This window comes from Haloechinothrix halophila YIM 93223 (genome assembly GCF_000504245.1).
Classification (GTDB): Bacteria; Actinomycetota; Actinomycetes; order Mycobacteriales; family Pseudonocardiaceae; genus Haloechinothrix_A; species Haloechinothrix_A halophila.
Window position 1 is genome coordinate 1,372,367 of sequence record NZ_KI632509.1, and the last position, 15,554, is coordinate 1,387,920.

At 68.5% G+C, this 15,554-nt stretch carries 14 protein-coding genes; 4 read left to right on the forward strand and 10 right to left on the reverse strand.

Annotated features, from left to right (window positions below):
* Positions 1 to 83 precede the first annotated feature (83 nt).
* The 5 genes from AMYHA_RS06405 to kstD are packed head-to-tail and all read right to left on the reverse strand — an operon-like array spanning position 84 to position 5,313.
* Positions 84 to 941 carry a MaoC/PaaZ C-terminal domain-containing protein gene (locus tag AMYHA_RS06405; RefSeq protein ID WP_034268954.1) on the reverse strand — a complete coding sequence of 286 codons (858 nt, stop codon included), beginning with the start codon at positions 939 to 941 and terminating at the stop codon, positions 84 to 86.
* A gap of 10 nt (positions 942 to 951) precedes the next feature.
* Positions 952 to 2,013, reverse strand: coding sequence for a ferredoxin--NADP reductase (locus AMYHA_RS06410; protein WP_051399602.1), 1,062 nt, complete (start codon positions 2,011 to 2,013; stop codon positions 952 to 954).
* Positions 2,010 to 2,456: a hypothetical protein gene (locus AMYHA_RS28270; RefSeq protein WP_330759433.1), complete on the reverse strand. Its 447-nt coding sequence runs from the start codon at positions 2,454 to 2,456 to the stop codon at positions 2,010 to 2,012. The genes AMYHA_RS06410 and AMYHA_RS28270 overlap by 4 nt, the downstream gene beginning before the upstream one ends.
* A complete protein-coding gene (locus tag AMYHA_RS06420) occupies positions 2,453 to 3,598 on the reverse strand; it encodes a Rieske 2Fe-2S domain-containing protein (protein WP_034268957.1) in 1,146 nt (381 codons plus the stop codon). The genes AMYHA_RS28270 and AMYHA_RS06420 overlap by 4 nt, the downstream gene beginning before the upstream one ends.
* Positions 3,595 to 5,313: a 3-oxosteroid 1-dehydrogenase gene (kstD, locus tag AMYHA_RS06425; protein ID WP_034268959.1), complete on the reverse strand. Its 1,719-nt coding sequence runs from the start codon at positions 5,311 to 5,313 to the stop codon at positions 3,595 to 3,597. The genes AMYHA_RS06420 and kstD overlap by 4 nt, the downstream gene beginning before the upstream one ends.
* Positions 5,314 to 6,027: 714 nt before the next feature.
* Between kstD and hsaA the strand changes: the two genes are divergently transcribed.
* Genes hsaA through hsaB form a run of 4 tightly spaced genes read left to right on the forward strand, consistent with a single transcriptional unit; the run spans position 6,028 to position 9,579 of the window.
* Positions 6,028 to 7,215, forward strand: a complete 1,188-nt coding sequence (hsaA, locus tag AMYHA_RS06430) for a 3-hydroxy-9,10-secoandrosta-1,3,5(10)-triene-9,17-dione monooxygenase oxygenase subunit (RefSeq protein ID WP_034268962.1) — start codon at positions 6,028 to 6,030, stop codon at positions 7,213 to 7,215.
* On the forward strand, positions 7,212 to 8,075 hold the full coding sequence (gene hsaD / locus AMYHA_RS06435; RefSeq protein WP_034268966.1) for a 4,5:9,10-diseco-3-hydroxy-5,9,17-trioxoandrosta-1(10),2-diene-4-oate hydrolase: 864 nt from the start codon (positions 7,212 to 7,214) through the stop codon (positions 8,073 to 8,075). The genes hsaA and hsaD overlap by 4 nt, the downstream gene beginning before the upstream one ends.
* Complete coding sequence (hsaC, locus tag AMYHA_RS06440) at positions 8,075 to 8,974, forward strand: iron-dependent extradiol dioxygenase HsaC (protein WP_034268969.1); 900 nt, start codon at positions 8,075 to 8,077, stop codon at positions 8,972 to 8,974. Before hsaD ends, hsaC begins: the two co-directional genes overlap by 1 nt.
* Positions 8,975 to 9,003: 29 nt before the next feature.
* Positions 9,004 to 9,579, forward strand: a complete 576-nt coding sequence (gene hsaB, locus AMYHA_RS06445) for a 3-hydroxy-9,10-secoandrosta-1,3,5(10)-triene-9,17-dione monooxygenase reductase subunit (RefSeq protein WP_034276126.1) — start codon at positions 9,004 to 9,006, stop codon at positions 9,577 to 9,579.
* Positions 9,580 to 9,871: 292 nt separating this feature from the next.
* Here the strand turns inward: hsaB and AMYHA_RS06450 are convergent, their stop codons facing one another.
* Genes AMYHA_RS06450 through AMYHA_RS06470 form a run of 5 tightly spaced genes read right to left on the reverse strand, consistent with a single transcriptional unit; the run spans position 9,872 to position 15,510 of the window.
* Positions 9,872 to 10,948 carry an acyl-CoA dehydrogenase family protein gene (locus AMYHA_RS06450; protein WP_034268972.1) on the reverse strand — a complete coding sequence of 359 codons (1,077 nt, stop codon included), beginning with the start codon at positions 10,946 to 10,948 and terminating at the stop codon, positions 9,872 to 9,874.
* Complete coding sequence (locus AMYHA_RS06455; RefSeq protein ID WP_034268975.1) at positions 10,945 to 11,928, reverse strand: acyl-CoA dehydrogenase family protein; 984 nt, start codon at positions 11,926 to 11,928, stop codon at positions 10,945 to 10,947. Before AMYHA_RS06455 ends, AMYHA_RS06450 begins: the two co-directional genes overlap by 4 nt.
* The gene (locus tag AMYHA_RS06460; protein WP_034268978.1) at positions 11,925 to 13,064 is read right to left on the reverse strand and encodes an acyl-CoA dehydrogenase family protein; all 1,140 of its coding nucleotides are present in this window, start codon (positions 13,062 to 13,064) and stop codon (positions 11,925 to 11,927) included. The genes AMYHA_RS06455 and AMYHA_RS06460 overlap by 4 nt, the downstream gene beginning before the upstream one ends.
* Before the next feature lie 2 nt (positions 13,065 to 13,066).
* A complete protein-coding gene (locus AMYHA_RS06465; RefSeq protein ID WP_034268982.1) occupies positions 13,067 to 13,912 on the reverse strand; it encodes an enoyl-CoA hydratase in 846 nt (281 codons plus the stop codon).
* The gene (locus AMYHA_RS06470; RefSeq protein WP_034268985.1) at positions 13,909 to 15,510 is read right to left on the reverse strand and encodes a FadD3 family acyl-CoA ligase; all 1,602 of its coding nucleotides are present in this window, start codon (positions 15,508 to 15,510) and stop codon (positions 13,909 to 13,911) included. Before AMYHA_RS06470 ends, AMYHA_RS06465 begins: the two co-directional genes overlap by 4 nt.
* Positions 15,511 to 15,554 lie beyond the last annotated feature (44 nt).

The window sequence follows — 15,554 nt, forward strand, 5'->3', positions numbered from 1 at the left end:
CGAGGTTACGCGGCGGGTGCCGGTGCGCACAGCGCCGAGCTGTGCGCCAGCGCAGCGCCGTCACCTGCCGAGCGGCGGATCCGTTACGCCGCGACGAGAACGCCGTCCGCGAGCACCGGCGCGTCCCGCTCAACGGAATGCGTGGTGACCACGAAGCGGTCGCCATCCGCCCACACGCTGGTGCGCAGCGTCTCGCCGGGGATGACCACTCCCGCGAACTTCGCGGACCAGGACAGCACACGGTGCGGATCGCCGTTCAACATGAGGTCGGTGACGGCCTTCGCCACGATCCCGTAGGTGCACAACCCGTGCAGGATCGGCCGGTCGAAACCAGCCGCCTTGGCGAACTCCGGGTCGGCGTGCAGCGGGTTCCGGTCGCCGCACAGCCGGTAGAGCAGCGCCTGCTGCGGGAGCGTCGGCGTCGACACGACCGCGTCCGGTGAACGATCCGGCAGCGTGAGCTTCTCCGAGGGGCCGCGTTCGCCGCCGAATCCGCCTTCACCTCGGGCGAAAATGCTCGATCGTGCCGTCCACAGCGGGCTGTCCTCCTCGTCTATGACCTCGGTCTCCTGTACGATCACCGCGGCCTTGCCCTTGTCATAGACGTCGGCGATCCTGCCGCGCGCCGTGGCCTTGCCCGACGTTGGGATCGGCCGGTGCACGGTGACCGACTGGTTGCCGTGCACGACCTTGGCCAGATCGATGTCGATGCCGGGGAACGACACTGACGGCGGCTCGTAGGTGCGCAGGTTGGGCGCGACCGTGGCGAAGCTCGGCAGCACCCGCAGGTCCTGCTCGTAGGTGTAGCGCAGCTCGACAGGGTTCATCGGGTCGGCGCCCGCCCCGATGCCGAGGTGATACAGCAGCACATCGGAGGGCTCCCAGGAGAACGACGTCTCACCGAGATCGGCTCCGATCGCGACGGCGGGATCGATGGGCATGGGCTGCTCCTCACTCGTAGCTGACGGACACGTCGTCAGTGACGGGCACCGACTGACAGGCAAGCACGATGCCCTCGTCCAAGTCCACCGGTTCCAGTATCTCGTTGTTCAGCATCTTCACCTCGCCGGATGTGATCCGGCACGCGCAGGCGCTGCACGCCCCTTCCCGGCAGGAGTACGGCGCGTCGAGGCCCTGCTCGAGCAGGAAGTCCAACAGCTTGCGCTGCCGCGGCCAGGAGAAGCTGTGCCGCTGCCCATCCAGTTCGACGTCGAGCTGTGTCGGTGCCTCATCCGAACTGTCCTCGGTGGCGGCGTCCACAGTGTCCTCAACCTCGAACGGGTTGCGCGACAACGAAATAAACCGCTCGATGTGGACACGCTTGCGATCGACGTCCAGTTCGGACAACGCCGAGGATGATGCGTCCATGAACGCGCTCGGGCCGCAGATGAACGTCTCACGCCCCGCCCATGGCGACATGAGCGCGGCGAGTTGTGGCACGGACGGCAGTCCCTGCACCGACTCCAGCCAGTGCACGACGGTCAACCGGTCCGGGTGCTGCCGAGTCAGCTCGGCCAGCTCGTCGGCGAAGATCACCGAGTGCTCGTCCCGGTTGGCGTAGAGCAGCGTGAGGCTGCCGGTGCCGGCGGCGAGCACCGATTTGATGATCGACATGATCGGCGTGATCCCGCTGCCGCCAGCGAGCAGCAGCAGGTCGGTGTCCAACGACTTCGGCGTGAACACCCCTGCTGGCGGCAGGACCTCCAGCGCCATGCCCTCACGAGCGTTGTCGCACAGCCAGTTCGAGCCGTAGCCGTCCCGCACCCGCTTGACGGCGACCTTGAGCGGGCCATCCTCGTGCGGCGCGCTGCACAGCGAGTAGCAGCGGCCGACCGAACCGGTGCGTTCGCTGGGAATCCGCAACGTCAGAAACTGCCCTGGCCGGTGTTGGAACTTGTCGGCCAGGTCTTCGGGAACGTCCAGCTCAAGCGAGCACGCGTCCGGCGTCTCGGCGACGACGCGCGCGATACGGAGCCGGTGGAAACCAGCGTCCGGTAGCTCGGGCTCGGTCACGGCCCCTCCTCGCGCCCGTTGGTTCGGACCTGCGAGCAGTCCTCGTGCCCATTCGTTCGGACCTGCGAGCAGTCCTCGTGCCCATTCGTTCGGACCTGCGAGCAGTCCTCACCGACGGGAATCTCACCCTCCGCGGCGGCCGCCGCGATGCTCTCGGACAGCTCGATGCAGGTGTCCAGCAGCGCGGTGTTGCCGCCGCGCGCGACCTCCTCTTGATAGCGCGGGCAGCTGCTTGCCGGGTCGGACGTCCATTGGATGCTGGTGTGCTGCTCGCTGTTCTTGCGCACCAGCACCTCGGTGTCGCAGGACCGGCAGGACACGGGGGTGAGCCGGGCGGTGAGGAACTCGGCGCGGTCGGCGAGCGTGTCGGCACGCACGTCCGGCTCGCCGAACGTCGTCCGACCCCCGGTGAACGCGCGCTGCGCCTCGGTCGACACCGTCACACCCCGGTTTCCTGCGCGTCCTGCTTGCGTGCGAGATTCGCCGCGACTTCGGCCTCCCACGCCTCGACTGCGTGCGAGGTGTCCACTTCGAACTCGAAGCGACGCGTCATGTCCTCTGTGACCTCCTCGACGTCCACATAGAACTGCTCGTACCACCGGCGCAGCTGGTAGACAGGACCGTCTTCTTCGCACAGCAGCGGGTTGTCGATCCGGCTCTTGTTCTTCCAGATCTCGACGTCCTGCAGGAAGCCCTTACCGACGTTCTTGGCGAACTTGCCAGCCACCTTGTCGGCCTGCTCATTGGACAGCCCTGGGAGCTTCTTCACCTTCACGCCCCACTGCAGCACGAAGGAGTTCTGCGTGACGGGGTAGTGGCAATTGATCAACACGTTGTCGATCTCGATGCCGTTCCAGGTGTTGTGCAGGTGGTTGATCATGTATGACGGGCCGTAGTAGTGCGCCTCGGAGCGCAGCAGGTTGTCCGCACCGCCGTAGTTGCCCTCATCGACGTCAGGACGCCCCTTGGTGTTGAGGTACTGCGATGCGATGTGGCCCTCGAAGACGTTCTTGAAGTACGTCGGGAATCCGAAGTGGATGTAGAAGAAGTGGGCCATGTCGACGACGTTGTCGATGATCTCCCGGCAGTTCGACCCCTCAATGAGGAGCGAGTCCCAGGTCCAATTGCTCCAGTCGTCGCCGAAGACGCCCTCGATGCGAGGGATCGTCAGCTCATCGCCGGGCGGACGGCCCTGCGGGTCATGCCAGATGAACAGCTGCTCGTTTTCCTCGTAGGTCAGCCACGACCGGGTGCGGGCCCGCAGCGGTACTCGCTTGCCGTAGGGGATCGACTTGCACTTGCCATCGCCGCCCCAGCGCCAGTCGTGAAACGGGCACGCGACCTCGTTGCCCTTGACCGTGCCCTGGGTCAGGTCGCCGCCCATGTGGCGGCAGAAACCGTCCAGCACGTTGATCTTGCCGTCCTCGCCTTGGAAGACCACGAGCTTGGTGCCGAAGGCGTTGATCGCGTGCGGCTTGCCGTCCTTGTAGTCCTTGGCGAGGCCGATGCAATGCCAGCCTCGGGCGTAACGGGTCGGCGTCGTGCCGACGTCGATGGTGCGGAACCCGGGGTCGGTTGCGGTCATGACAATCCTCCGTCGTGATCGGCGAGTGCGGGTGCTGCGGTTGTTGCCAGGTCGTGCGCGGCCAGGTAGCCGAAGACCATCGCTGGACCGATGGTGGCGCCGGGTCCGGCGTAGGTGTGGCCCATGACCGGGGTGCTGGCGTTGCCCGCCGCGTAGAGGCCTGCGATGACGCTGCCGTCGTCGCGCAGCACCCTGGCGCGGGCGTCGGTCTTGAGCCCGCCTTTGGTGCCCAGGTCACCTGGCACCAGCTTGGCCGCGTAGAACGGCCCCGTGTCCAGTGGGCCGAGGCTGGGATTGGGACGGTTGCGCGGGTCACCGTAGTAGTGGTCGTAGGCACTGGCACCCCGGTTGAAATCGGGGTCGCTGCCGTCGGCGGCGAACCCGTTGAACCGCGACACGGTGCTGGTCAGCGCCTCGGCGGGGACGTCGATGGCCTCGGCCAGCCCGGCCAGCGTGGACGCCCGTGCGAGGGCCCCGGTCTTGAACCAGCGGCCGGGCAGCGGCTGGCGCGGCCCGACCCCGGCGAACAGGTATCGGTTCCGGTAGCGCTGGTCGAAGATCAGCCAGGTCGGGATGTTCTCGGCGGGCCCATCGCCCTGGCCGAGTTCGCCGCCGTACATCGCGTGGGTGGCGTCGACGTACGGCGCCGATTCGTTGACGAACCGCTCGCCGCGGCCGTTGACCATGATGCTGCCAGGTAGCGAGCGTTCGGCAAGGCAGAACCACGGCCCGCCGGGCAGCGGGATCGACGGTCCCCACCAGGCGTCCGCCATGAACTCCACTGCCGCGCCGAGCGCCTGACCAGCACGGATGCCGTCGCCGGTATTGCTGGGCGCGCCGGTGGTCCAGTCAGTGCCGATCGGCTCACGCTGGTGCTGCTTACGCATCGCCTCGTTGTGCTCGAAGCCGCCTGAGGTGATGACGACGCCCCGGCGCGCGGTCAGCCTGCGTTCGGTGTCGCCCTGCCGGACAACGACGCCGGTGACGACGTCGTTGTCGGTGGTCAGGTCGACCAGCGGCGTCTCGAGCCAGACCGGCACGTCCGCCTGCTTGAGCCCTGCCCGCAGCGCGGCCGCCAGCGCCTGGCCCCTGCCGAGTAGCCGCTGCCGCAGTAGCTTCGCCTTCAGCCAGCGCGCCCCGACTCGCATGGCCCGCGCCGGCCCGCGTGGGGTGCGGGCGAGCAGGTTCAGCCGCCGGAAGTCGGCCTGCGTGACGACGACGTTCAGCGGCGACTTGCCGTAGTCGGGCGCCAGTGTGGCCAGGTCGTCGCCGAGCTTCGTGCCGTCGAACGGCACCGGCTCCACCGAGCGGCCGTGCGCGCGCCCGCCGGGTGCCTCGGGGTAGTAATCGGAGTAGCCCGGCACCCACTGCAGCCGCAGCGGGGTGTTCCGCAGCAGGAACGAGATGACCTCCGGGCCGCGGTCGACGTAGGTGTCGATCCGGGCGGGATCGCCGTACTCGCCGATGATGCTGTGCAGGTAAGTGCGGGCGTCATCGAGCGAGTCGGTGAGGCCCGCCGCCCGCAGCGCCTCGTTGTCCGGGATCCACACGCCGCCGCCCGAGCGCGCGGTCGAGCCACCAAAGGTCGCGGCCTTCTCCACGATCACCGTGCGCAATCCCTGGTGCGCGGCGGCCAGTGCCGTCGTCATGCCCGCCGCGCCGCTGCCGACGACGATGACGTCGAACTCGGCGTTGTTCTCGTCGCCTGGCGCCATGCTGCTCCTTGTGCTCGGCCGTTCGAATGCAACGCTGTAACGTGTTGCAGCGGAGAACGGTCTCTTCATCCGTCTAGCGTTACTCTAGATGAGAACATGTTCTAGTTTCTAGGGTAGCTCACCCAGTGGGCTTCGTACACGGGTGAACGGGACTGACTGTGGGTCAGGGTCGTGTCCGCCACGTAGACGAGAACGTGTTCCAGTTCTAAAGTGAGTGGTCATGGGCAGTGACGTGGCCGATATGGCTGTTGCCGGACGCGGCGTGGCGAGCGCGGGTGCCGCGCCCGATGCGGCCTGTGCTGCTTCTGGGGTGTCGCGGTTCGTCCGCGTGGGCGGTGCTGACTCGCTCGGGCAGCGGGCCGCGTCGCGCGGGGTGCCGCTGCGGCGCTATGGGGCGTCTGATCCAGTAACGGGTTCTATCTCTGCCGCTCGGGGAGCGAGGCGCCGGGTGTTGTCTCGGGTCGATCCGGCCCGCGCCGTGGCGGCCCGCGGCGCCGCTGAATCAGGTCTCCACGCTCCCGGCGGGTTCGCCGTGGGAATCCGTTCTCGCTCTAATGTCGGCGGCTTGTCGCTGGCTGGCCGCGGGTTTATCCGCTCGCCGACCAGGCACGCACGCCTTCTCGGTGGCGGCGCGTAGGGGGAGGTGCTGACAAAAACGAGAACATGTTCTAGTCTTAGGGTGAGCGTTTCCATCAGACCGATTGGGGCAGCGACGTGCCGACACCGACAAGCAGCAGTGCCGCCGAGGTGCTCGCGGGGATTGAGGAACTCCTTCCTGCCCTGCGCGAGCGGGCTCAGGACGCCGAAGACCTCCGGCGAGTGCCGGATGAGTCGATCAAGGCGTTGCAACAGACTGGCTTCTTCGCGCTGCTCCAGCCGAAGCGCTACGGCGGCATCGAGGCGGACCCGGTTGACTTCTACACCGCCGTCAAGCAGGTCAGCAGCGCGTGTGGCTCGACAGGGTGGGTCGCCTCCATCCTCGGCGTGCACCCGTGGCACGTAGCGCTGTTCGACGCAGCCGCGCAGGACGAGGTGTGGGGTGATGACCCCGACACGCGCATCTCGTCGTCCTACGCGCCGATGGGCAAGGCCACCGTCGTCGACGGCGGCTACCGGCTCTCCGGGAAGTGGAGCTTCTCCTCCGGCTGCGATCACTCGACGTGGGTGCTGCTCGGCGGTCCCGCGTTCGACGCCGAGGGCAGCCCGGTCGACTTCTGCACCTACCTGCTGCCGAAGTCCGATTACGTGATCAACGACGTGTGGGACACCGTTGGCCTGCGTGGCACCGGAAGCAACGACATCGTCGTCGAGGACGTCTTCGTGCCGCAGCACCGGGCGCTGAGCTTCATCCCGATGTCCAAGTGCCAGGTGCCCGGTCAGGAGGTCAACCCTGGTCCGCTGTACCGGCTGCCGTTCGGGTCGGTGCACCCCAGCACCATCACCGCGCCGATCATCGGCATGGCCCAAGGCGCGTACGACGCGCACGTCGAGCACCAGCGCACCAGGGTTCGCGCCGCCTACGCCGGCGAGAAGTCGCAGGAGGACCCGTTCGCCAAGGTGCGCATCGCCGAGGCTGCCAGCGAGATCGACGCCGCATGGCTGCAGCTGACCACCAACATCGCCGAGGAGTACCGGCATGCCTGCGCGGGCGAGAAGATCCCGTTCCCGCTGCGGGTCAAGGTCCGCCGTGACCAGGTGCGCGGTACCGAACGCGCCATCGCGGCCGTGGACCGGCTGTTCGAGAACTCCGGCGGCAGGGCGTTGCGGACGGGCACGCCGATCCAGCGGTTCTGGCGCGATGCCCACGCGGGCCGGGTGCACGCGGCCAACGACCCGGAGCGGGCGTATCAGATGTTCGGCACCGCCGAGTTCGGCCAGCAAGTCAAGGATTCGATGGTATGAGTTCGCCCGAAGGCCACTACGCGGAAGCTGCGCCTGACCTGCGGTTGCATTACCACGAGTCGGGCACTGAGCACTCCGAGACGATAGTCCTGCTGCACGGCGGCGGGCCAGGCGCATCGGCGTGGAGCAACTTCAGCCGCAACATCGGTGTGCTCGCCAAGCGGTTCCGGGTCATCGCCGTCGACCAGCCAGGTTTCGGCCGTTCCGGCAAGCCCACCGAACATCCGCAGTACTTCCGGCACAGCGCCGACGCGCTGCTCGGGCTGCTCGACGCGCTCGGCATCGAGCGCGCGCACCTGATCGGGAACTCGCTCGGCGGCGGCGCCGCCGTCCGGTTCGCGCTGGACCATCCGGACCGGGCGGGCAGGCTCGTGCTGATGGGCCCTGGCGGGCTGAGCGTCAATGTCTTCTCGCCCGACCCGACCCAGGGCGTGCAGAACCTGATGCGATTCGGCGCGCAGCCCAGCAAGGAGGCGCTGGCGACGTTCCTGCGCGGCATGGTCTACGACCAGTCGTTGATCACCGATGAGCTGATCGAGGAGCGCTACGCCGCCGCGACGACGCCGGAGTCGTTGGCCGCCATGGGCGCGATGGGCAAGTCGTTCGCCGGTCCTGACGCCGAGCTGGGCATGCTCTGGCGCGAGGCACACCGGCTGCGGCAACGGGTGCTGCTGATCTGGGGCCGCGAGGACCGGGTCAACCCGCTTGATGGTGCGCTCGTGGCGCTCAAGCAGATCCCTCGGGCGCAGCTGCATGTGTTCGGCCGTTGCGGGCACTGGGCGCAAGTGGAGAAGTTCGACGAGTTCAACCGGCTCGCGATGGATTTCCTCAGCGATCCGGCTTCGGGGAGTGGTACGTAATGGGCATCCGGTCGCTTGGCTACCTGCGCATCGAGGCCACCGATATGGCGGCCTGGCGCGAGTACGGCCTCAAGGTGCTCGGCATGGTCGAGGGCTCCGGTGACGACCCGGAGTCGCTTTACCTGCGGATGGACGACTTCCCGGCCCGTCTGGTGATCGTGCCTGGCGAGTCCGATCGGCTCTCGGCGGTCGGCTGGGAAACCGCCAACGCCGCCGAGCTGCAGGAGGTCCGTGACCGGCTCGACGCCGCGGGCGTGCCGTACAAGGAAGGCACCGCCGAGCAGCGGTCCGACCGCAAGGTGGACGAGCTGATCACCTTCACCGACCCGTCCGGCAACACCCAGGAGGTGTTCCACGGCGTCGCGTTGCAGCACCGCCGTGTCGTCAGCCCGTACGGGCACCGGTTCGTCACCGGCGAGCAGGGGCTGGGCCACGTCGTGCTGTCCACGCACGACGACGATGCCGCGCTGCACTTCTACCGCGACGTCCTCGGGTTCCGGCTACGCGACTCGATGAAGCTGCCGCCGCAGGCCGTCGGCCGAGGCGAGGACGACCCGCCCGCGTGGCTGCGGTTCTTCGGCTGCAACCCCCGGCACCACAGCCTTGCGTTCCTGCCGATGCCGACGCCGAGCGGGATCGTGCATCTGATGGTGGAGGTGGAGAACACCGACGACGTCGGGCTGTGCCTCGACCGGGCACAGCGCAGGAACGTGAAGATGTCGGCCACCCTTGGCAGGCATGTCAACGACCTGATGCTGTCGTTCTACATGAAGACGCCAGGCGGATTCGACGTCGAGTTCGGCTGCGAAGGCCGTCAGGTGGACGACGAGTCCTGGATCGCGCGGGAGAGCACCGCCGTCAGCCTGTGGGGCCACGACTTCAGCGTGGGGATGCGGTGAGCGCGCGCGCTGCCGCCGAGGTCACCGACGTGGCCACCGGTGCCGCCGCGGACGTCGCGATCGACCCCGCGCGGTTCCGGCGGACGCTGGGCCACTTCTGCACCGGCGTCACGGTGGTGACCGGAATGGGCCCAGACGGCCCGGTCGGCTTCGCGTGCCAGTCGTTCGCCGCACTCTCGCTTGATCCGCCGCTGGTGCTGTTCTGCCCCGGCAAGGGTTCGCGGGCGTGGCCGGTGATCGAGGCGTCCGGCGCGTTCGCGGTGAACGTGCTCGGTGACTCCCAGCGCGAGGTCAGCAACGTGTTCGGCTCGCGTGGGGTGGACAAGTTCGCCTCGGTGGACTGGACGCCTGCCGGCTCGGGTGCGCCGCTGATCTCTGGCTCGCTGACCTGGATCGATTGCGCCGTCGACGCGGTGCACGACGCCGGGGACCACTACATCGTCGTGGGCAGGGTGCTCACGCTGGGCGACACCGGCACGGACCGGCCGCTGCTGTTCTACCAGGGCAACTACACCTCAACCGCCCCGGAACACACCCAGCTCACGCCCGCCAGGGAACGCCTCGACGCGTTCCTGACCTGGCCCTGCGGCGACGACTGGCTCTAAGCGCCGCGAGTCGCACCCTATCGGCCGCGAGTCGCACCTTATTTCGTGCGAGTTCCACCTTGTTGTGCGCGAGTTGCACCGTGCGGGCCCTGCTCCGGTGTTATCTCGACGGGCACCGTCCGGTTCCTGTTGAGGTCACCCTGCTTGACGAGCTGCGTCAGTGCGCTGGCTGCCACCGCTGCCGCTCGGCGCTCGGCGCTCGGGAGCGAAGGGGAGGTCGCCGCGCTGGGCCGTCAGACGCGCCGCGAATGACGGACACGGCGTCGGGAGTGCATGACACGACGTGGTGCGGTCAGCGGCGGGCGAGGTGTTCGTGTGGCATCCCGAACAGCTGCGACGACGAGTGTGCCCGCTTGAAGTACAGGTGGGCGTCGTGCTCCCAGGTGATCGCGATGCCGCCGTGGAGCTGGATCATCTCCGCGGCCACGGTTTCGAATGCCTCAGAGCAGTACACCTTCGCCGTCAGCGCGGCGTCCGGTGCCTCGGGCGATCCGGCGTCGAGCGCATCGCCCGCCGCGTAGCACGCTGACCGTGCCGCCTCCACCAGCATGTGCATGTCCGCCATGCGGTGCTTGAGCGCCTGGAACGAGCCGATAGGCCGACCGAACTGCACACGTTCCTTGCTGTACGCTACGGTCAGAGCTAGTGCTTCGGCGGCCGCGCCGACCTGCTCCGCGGCGAGCACGGCGCACGCGGTGTCCCGCACGGACGCCAGCGCCTGCCGGACGTCGCCGCCGATCCGCCACGCTGGGGCCGCGTCGAGCGCGACGGTCGCGAACCGCCGGGTGCCGTCCATCGACACGGTGTGCACACGGCGCGCCGAGGCTGGGGCGACCTCGAACAACCCCAGTTCGCCCGCGCAGTCGGCGAGCACAAGCAGGATCTCGGCGGTGTCGCCGTCCAGCACGTAGTGTGCGGTGCCGTCGACGACATACCCGTCGCCGCGTGGCCGCGCGGTATACGCCGTCCGCTCGGGGTCCCAGCGCCCGGAGGCGTTCACCCAGCCCAACGCGCCGATCCGGCTGCCAGCGGCCAGTTCCGGAAGCAGGCGCGCACCCGCGTCGTCGTCACCGGAGACCAGCAGCGCCTGTGTGGCAAGGGTCGAACCAAGCAGCGGCGATGGTGTCACCCCGCGCGCCAGTTCCTCGGCGACCGCCTGGAGTTCGCGGATACCCGCGCCGAATCCGCCGTAGCGTTCCGGGATGGCGAGCGCGGTGACACCCACCTGCTCGCACAACACCGACCACAGCTTCTCGTCGTAGCCGCGCGGCGCGTCAATCGCCGCTCGCACGCTTTCCGGTCCCGACTCGCGATCCAGCACGCTGCGCACGGTCCGTGCCAGCTCCGCGCGCTCCTCGGCGGTCGTCATGCCACCCTCCGCTCGTCCAGCAGCGCGCCGAGCACCTGCTCACGGTGCCACGCTTGGGTGCCCCACACTGACCGGAGCGCACGCACCTTGGTCAGCCACAGTGCCATGTCGTGCTCGGCCGTGTAGCCGATGGCGCCATGCACCTGCAGCGCGGTCCGTGCCGCGCGGTACGCCGCGTCCGCGCAGGCCACTCGCGCCGCCGAGACGTCGCGTGCGGTCGACGTGCCGTCCGCGTCGAGGCTGACCGCCGCGCCGTAGAGGAGCGGCCGGGCCAGTTCGAGTTGCGTCACCACGTCCGCGAGCAGGTGCTTGATGGCCTGGTACCCGCCGATCTGGTTGCCGTACTGGCTGCGCTGCTTGGCGTAGTCCACGCTCATCTCAAGCAGCTGTCTGCCCGCGCCGAGGAGTTGCGCCGCGCAGGCAAGCACGCCGTATGCCCACGCACGCTCCGTCCGAGCAGGACAGACAACCGCGCCGATCTCCACAGCGGACAACAGGCGGGCCGCGTCCACAGAGGACGTCGGCTCAGCTGGAGCGAACTCGTGCAACGCGTCATCGACAACGCACAGCCGGATGTCGGCCACATCGGCGTCCACGGCGTAGGGCACATGGGGCTGCCAGGCCAGCGTGCCGATCATCTCGCCGGACGCCAGGCCCGGCAGCCACCGGGTCTCGCCACTGTCGGCCAGCAGCACCGGCAGCGCGGCGATCGACTCCGTCACCGGTCCTGGCACGGCGTGACGCCCGAGCATCTCCACGGCGACCGCGAGGTCGACCGCACTCGCGCCGAGTCCGCCGTGTTCCTCGGCCACCGCTAGCCCGGTTACGCCCAGGTCAGCGAGCCGCCGCCACAACGCCAACCCAGGCTCGTGCTCGCCGCTGCCCCAGGCGCGCACGACCGTGGGCGTGTCGGCGGCGCTCAGCAGGTCGTCGATGCTCGACGCGAAGTCGCGTTGTTCCGGTGCGAGCGTGAACCTCATCGCGGCCCCCTCGGCAGGCCGAGCAATCGCTCGGCGATCGTGTTGCGTTGAATCTGATCCGTGCCGCCATAGATCGGGCCCGCGAGGGAGAACAGCCAGCCATCGAGCCAGTCACCACGCAGTTCGCCGACAGGGCCGAGAATGTCCAACGCGGTCTCGTGCAGTTCGAGGTCCAATGTGGACCAGAAGAGTTTGTTCACACTGGACTCTGGACCCAGTTCGCCACCCTCGGCCAGCCGGGTCACCGTCTCGAACGTGTAGAGCTGGTAGGCGCGAGCTCCGATCCAGGCGTCGGTGACTCGCGAGGCCAGCGCCGTATCGCCGGGATCGCCCTCGCGTTCCCACAAGTCGAGCAGCCGGTCGGCGGCGGCGAGGAACCGTCCCGGCGCACGCAGCGACAGCCCGCGTTCGTTGTTCGCGGTGGTCATCGCGACCCGCCAACCGTTGCCCGGCTCACCGATCACGTCGTCGTCCGGCACGAACACGTTGTCGAGGAAGATCTCGGCGAACCCGGTCTCGCCGTCGAGCTGCGGGATCGGCCGTACCTGCACGCCCGTGGCGCGCAGGTCGAACATGAGGTACGTGAGCCCACGATGCCGCTCACTGTCCGGATCGCTGCGGAACAGGCCGAACGCGGCATCCGCGAAGGCAGCCCGCGAGCTCCACGTCTTCTGCCCTGACAGCAGCCACCCGCCGTCCGTGCGAGTCGCGGTGCTGCGCAGCGACGCGATGTCGCTCCCAGCATCCGGTTCGGACCACGCCTGTGCCCACACCTGCTCCGAACGCGCCATCGCGGGCAGGATCCGGCGCTGCTGCTCCGGCGTGCCGTGCGCGAACAGCGTCGGCGCCAGCATGAAGATGCCGTTCTGGTTGACGCGCGCTGGCGCGCCAGCCGCGTAGTACTCCTCCTCGAACAGCACCCACTCCAGCAGCGAGGCGTCCCGTCCGCCGAACTCCTCCGGCCAGGACACTACCGACAACCGAGCGTCCGCCAGCCGTTTCTCCCACGCGCGGTGCTGTTCGAAGCCAGCAGCGGTGTCGAACGACTCCAGCGGCTTGTCCGGCATGTTCTCCGCCAGCCACGTTCTGACCTCGGCGCGGAAATCCTTGCTGCGCTGATCAAGCTCGAGGTCCACGCTCATTCCTTCCGAGCGGCGTTCGCCATCGACTTCGCGTCCTGGCCGCCAAGCGAGTCGCCATTGGACACTTCGGCGTTGTGCGCGTGGGCGAAGTGGTGTAGCCCGAACGCGGCGTCCATTCCGGTCCGCATGCCCATCTGGTCTTCGGCCTGGTTGACGGCCTTCTTGGTCAAGGCAAGCCCGAACGTCGGCATCTCCGCGATGGTGTTGGCCAGCGTGAAGGTTTCGGTTTCCAGCTCGTCGCGGGGAACGACCCGGTTGAGCATGCCCCATTCCTTGGCCTGCGCCGCACTGAAGCGCTCGCCAGTGAACAGCACTTCCTTCGCCGCGCGCGGGCCGAGGATCCAGGGATGCGCGAAGTACTCGACGCCAGGAATCCCCATGCGCACGACAGGATCGGCGAAGAACGCGTCTTCACTGGCCACGATCAGATCGCACACCCATGCCAGCATCAGGGCTCCCGCGATGCAGGCACCCTGCACGCTCGCGATCATCGGCTTGGGAATCTCCCGCCAGCGGCGGCACATTCCTAAGTACACTTCGGACTCACGGGCGAAACGCTGGTCGCCACCCTGCTTGCCGAGGTGATCCCACCACAACACCGCGCGGTTGTCGAAGTGCGCGTCCATGTCCCTACCGGGACTGCCGATGTCATGGCCCGCCGAGAAATGCTTGCCCGCGCCCGCGAGCACGATGACCTTCACCTCGTCGTCCTCGACGGCGCGGGTGAACGCGGCATCGAGCGCGTAGGTCATCGCGGAGTTCTGCGCGTTGCGGTAGTCGGGGCGGTTCATGGTCACCACGGCCACCGGTCCGCGCCGTTCGTAGTGGACTACGTCGGTCACGACATCTCCTTCCGCTGCTGGTCCCACAGGACCCACTTGAGCACCTTGCCGGTGGCGTTGCGGGGCAGTTCGTCGACGAACTCGACCGCGCGCGGCACCTTGTAGTTCGCGAGTCGTTCCTTGCAATGTGCGAGGACATCCGATTCGGATAGTCCGGAGTGACCGTCCCGCCGCAACACGTACGCCTTGCCGACCTCGCCGAGCCGCTCATCGGCAACGCCGATCACCGCGGACTCCGCGACCCCGTCCAGCCGTGCCAGCGCCTGCTCGACCTCCGCCGGGTAGACGTTGAAGCCGCCGGAGACGTACATGTCCTTGATCCGGTCGGTGATGGTGAGGTAGCCGCGCTCGTTGACGACGCCGACGTCGCCGGTGTGCAGCCAGCCGTCCGCGTCGATCGCCTCCGCCGTCGCCGCTGGGTCGTCCAAATAGCCCCGCATCACGTTCGGCCCGCGCAGTAGCACTTCGCCGGGCTCACCTGGCGCGACGTCGGTGCCGTCATCGGCGACCGTGCGCAGCTCCATGTCAGGGACCGGCCTGCCGCACGTGGTGGCAACCGTCTCCGGGTCGTCCTCGGCGCGGCACATGGTGGCGACCACGGCCTCAGTCAGTCCGTACGCGGTGAGCACGGTGTCGAAGTCCAGCTCGGACCGCATCCGCTCCACCAGCACCACCGGGACCGTCGCGGCTCCCGTGACCGCGAGCCGGAGGCTGGACAGGTCGAACTCCCCGCGGCGCGAGTGGTCGAGCATCACCTGGTAGATCGTCGGCGCGCCGGGCAGCACGGTGATCCGCTCGGTCTCGATCAGCCGGAAGGCCGCTTCGACGTCGAACGCGGCCTGCGGCACGATCGTCGCGCCGCGCTGAATGGCGGCCAGGATGCCCGCCTTGTACCCGAAACTGTGGAAGAACGGGTTGATCACGAGGTACCGGTCGCCGTGGCGGAGCCCGCCGATGTCGGCCCAGGTGGCAGCGACGCCGAGCGACTGGGTGTGCGCGCTCATCGCGCCCTTGCTGCGGCCCGTGGTGCCCGAGGTGAACAGGATGTCGCTGATCGTGTCGGCGTCAAGGTCCGCGGTCCGGTCGGCCACGGCGTCGTCGGTCACCGCGCTCGCCCGCTCGGCGATGTCGCGCCACTCGATCACCCCCGGCTCTGGCTCGGATTCGCCCTCGATCGGCACCCGGAGTACGCAGCGCAGCGACGGCGCGTCTCCTGCCTTGCGCAGCTCGGCGAGCCGGTCGGTGCCGAGGAACGGACCCGCGATGACCAGCGCGCTCGCCTGCGCGCGGTGCACGATGTCGAGTGCCTCGTGTCCGGTGAAACGGGTGTTGATCGGCACCAGTGTCGCGCCAGCGGACAGCGCGCCGAGCGCGGCGACGACCCAGTGGTAGCTGTTGGGCGACCAGATCGCCACGCGCTCACCAGCGCGGACGCCTTCGGCGATGAAGAGCCGGGCGCAGTCATGGACCCGCTGGTGCAGCTCGGTGTAGGTGAGTCGGACACCCCCGTCCACCTGGCCGTCGACGACGGCTTCGGTGTCGGGGAACCGGCGCACCGCATCGGCCAGTGCCGCGGGGATCGTCCCTGATGCCGGCATCGCGCCACCTCCTCCCGGTCAAGCTGTCGACAGGTGCACCCCGG